Source organism: Pseudomonas sp. (assembly GCF_037994325.1).
Classification (GTDB): domain Bacteria; phylum Pseudomonadota; class Gammaproteobacteria; order Pseudomonadales; family Pseudomonadaceae; genus Aquipseudomonas.
In genome coordinates this window covers 1-3,179 of record NZ_JBBNAH010000232.1, presented here as the reverse complement: position 1 = coordinate 3,179, position 3,179 = coordinate 1, and the positions used below count along the sequence as shown (strand labels likewise).

Annotated in this window: 3 protein-coding genes; all 3 read left to right on the top strand. The window is 58.1% G+C overall.

Annotation, left to right across the window (positions count from 1 at the left end; all coding sequences use genetic code 11):
* Nucleotides 1–279: 279 nt before the first annotated feature.
* Nucleotides 280–1,194 (top strand): branched-chain amino acid ABC transporter permease LivH, encoded by a 915-nt coding sequence (locus AAAB16_RS07780; protein WP_110615682.1) that lies wholly within the window; start codon nucleotides 280–282, stop codon nucleotides 1,192–1,194.
* A gap of 3 nt (nucleotides 1,195–1,197) precedes the next feature.
* The gene (gene livM / locus AAAB16_RS07775) at nucleotides 1,198–2,478 is read left to right on the top strand and encodes a high-affinity branched-chain amino acid ABC transporter permease LivM (protein ID WP_340662832.1); all 1,281 of its coding nucleotides are present in this window, start codon (nucleotides 1,198–1,200) and stop codon (nucleotides 2,476–2,478) included.
* A gap of 32 nt (nucleotides 2,479–2,510) precedes the next feature.
* On the top strand, nucleotides 2,511–3,179 hold a 669-nt coding region (locus AAAB16_RS07770), incomplete at its 3' end, for an ATP-binding cassette domain-containing protein (protein ID WP_340662833.1).

The window sequence follows — 3,179 nt, the reverse complement described above, 5'->3', positions numbered from 1 at the left end:
GGCAAATACCACCAGCAGTAAGGACTGGTGGCAGGCATGGCTGAGGCGACCTTTCATCTTCGAATGTCGAACGTGATCGCGCCAAGCGCCTGTGCCTGTCACTAGCTCGGCTAACCGCTCAGGTGCTACCCGCACCTGGGCGGTTAGTGTTTCAGGGCACTGCTGGTGTGTCTTACGGGTGTGGCCGTTGTGGCTACCCTGTTTTCAGCAGTACCCGTCTATCACTAGAGGCGCCAGGCCGAACCCCAGGCCCTGACCCCAACAGACGAGACTGCGTCAATGGACGGTATTTTCCTGCAACAACTGATCAACGGGGTGACCCTGGGATCTGTCTACGGACTGATCGCCATCGGTTACACCATGGTTTACGGCATCATCGGCATGATCAACTTCGCCCACGGCGATGTGTATATGGTCTCTGCCTACCTGACGGCCATTGGCCTTGCGGTACTGACCTTTTTTGGTCTCGAATCCTTTCCGTTCCTGATCCTCGGCACGCTGATCTTCACCATTGTGGTGACCGGTGTGTACGGCTGGACCATCGAGCGAATCGCCTACAAGCCACTGCGTAACTCCACGCGGCTGGCTCCGCTGATTTCCGCCATCGGCATGTCGCTGATCCTGCAGAACTATGTGCAGGTTTCCCAAGGCGCGCGTCAGCAAGGTGTACCGACCCTATTGGAAGGGGTCATCAAGTTCCACGTCGGCACCGGCTACGTGCAACTGACCTACACCAAGCTGTTCATCATCATCGTGTCCATGGTCGGTATGGGTGTGCTCACCTATGTCATCCAGAACACCAAGCTCGGCCGCATGTGCCGCGCCACGCAACAAGACCGCAAGATGGCGTCGATCCTCGGTATCAACACCGACCGGGTGATCTCTTACGTGTTTGTCATCGGCGCCTGCATGGCCGCCTTGGCCGGCATGCTGATCACCATGAACTACGGCACCTTCGATTTTTACGCCGGCTTTATCATCGGCATCAAAGCCTTCACCGCAGCCGTACTCGGCGGCATCGGTTCGCTGCCTGGCGCCATGCTTGGTGGCCTGATTCTCGGCGTGGCCGAGGCGCAGTTTGCCGGCCTGGTGAACTCCGACTTCAAGGACGTGTTCTCGTTTTCGCTGTTGGTACTGATCCTGATTTTTCGACCGCAAGGGCTCATGGGCAAACCCCATGTGGCGAAGGTGTAAGCAATGTCGGCAAGCCAATCCATTGATATCAAGCGCTGCCTGATCGACACCGTTCTCGCCGGCCTTATCTCCCTGATCGTGTTCGGCCCTATCGTCGGCGTTGTGCTGCAGGGCTATAGCTTTGATCTGCACCCACAACGTCTGGCCATTTTGGTCGGCATTGTGATGCTTGGGCGCTTCTGCCTGAGCCTGTTCTTGCAAACCCCACAAGGGCAGAAAATTGCCCACTCGATGCAAAACAAAGACAGCGGTGTGCATGTACTGCCAGCCGGGCATAAGTCGACGCTGCGCTTTGTGATTCCGGTGCTGATCTTGCTGGCGATCTGCTTCCCGTTTTTCGCCAACAAATACCTGCTGTCGGTGGTTATCCTCGGCCTGATCTACGTGCTGCTGGGCCTGGGCCTGAACATCGTGGTCGGCTTGGCCGGGCTACTCGATCTGGGCTTTGTTGGTTTCTACGCCATTGGCGCCTATGGGCTCGGCTTGGGTTACGAATACCTGGGCTTGGGCTTCTGGGCGATGATTCCGTTGGCGATGATTCTGGCCGCCTTTGCCGGCGCATTACTGGGCTTCCCGGTGCTGCGAATGCACGGTGACTATCTGGCCATCGTGACCTTGGGCTTTGGCGAAATCATTCGCCTGGTACTGAACAACTGGGTATCGCTGACCAATGGCCCGAACGGCATTCCGATTCCTGGCCCAACCCTGTTTGGCCTGGAGTTCGGCCGTCGCGCCAAGGAAGAAGGCCATGTGCCAATCCACGAATGGCTGGGTGTGGCCTACAACCCTAACGCCGAGCTGATCTTCACCTTTGTGGTGTTGTTTATCGTGGTGATGGCCGTGCTGTACGTAAAACACCGCCTGACCCATATGCCGGTTGGCCGGGCCTGGGAAGCGCTGCGTGAAGACGAAATCGCCTGTCGCGCCATGGGCCTCAACCACGTATTGGTCAAGCTCTCGGCCTTTATGATCGGTGCCTCCACCGCTGGCCTGGCTGGGGTGTTCTTTGCCACCAAGCAGGGTTTTATCGACCCGTCATCATTCACCTTTTTCGAGTCGGCGCTGATCCTGGCGATCATCGTGCTCGGCGGCCTGGGCTCGACCCTGGGGGTGGTGATTGCCGCCTTTGTACTCACCGTGGCGCCAGAGCTTTTGCGCAGCTTCGCCGAGTACCGGGTATTGATGTTCGGCATCCTGATGGTGCTGATGATGATCTGGCGTCCACGCGGCCTGGTGCGTATCAGCCGTAACGGTTATGCCATTCGTAAAGGAGTGAAGCCGTGAGCAACGACATCATTCTCTCGGTTGAGCATCTGATGATGCAGTTCGGCGGCATCAAAGCCCTGAACGATGTGAGTTTCAACATTCAGCGCGGCACCATTTCGGCGCTGATCGGCCCTAACGGCGCCGGCAAAACCACGGTGTTCAACTGCCTAACCGGCTTCTACAAAGCCACCGACGGCGATATCACCCTGGACGCCCAAGCCAAGCTCACCAGCGTGGGCAAGATCATGGGCGAGCCGTTTGAAGTCACCGACTTTATTTCGCCGCCCAAGTTCTTTAGCCGCCTGTTCTACAAAATGTTTGGCGGTACCCACCTGGTAAACCGCGCGGGCTTGGCCCGGACGTTCCAGAACATTCGTTTGTTCAAGGAAATGTCCGTGGTGGAAAACTTGCTGGTGGCCCAACACATGTGGGTTAACCGCAGCATGCTCGCCGGCATTCTCAATACGCCGGGCTACCGCCGTGCCGAAGAAAAGGCCCTGGATACCGCCTTCTACTGGCTGGAGGTGGTCGATTTGGTCGACTGCGCCAACCGCTTGGCCGGCGAGCTTTCCTATGGCCAGCAGCGCCGTCTGGAAATCGCCCGGGCCATGTGCACGCGTCCGGAAATTGTCTGCCTGGATGAGCCGGCTGCCGGCCTCAACCCGGCGGAAACCGAAGCCCTGAGCGGCATCATTCGGCGCCTGCGTGAAGAGCACCAC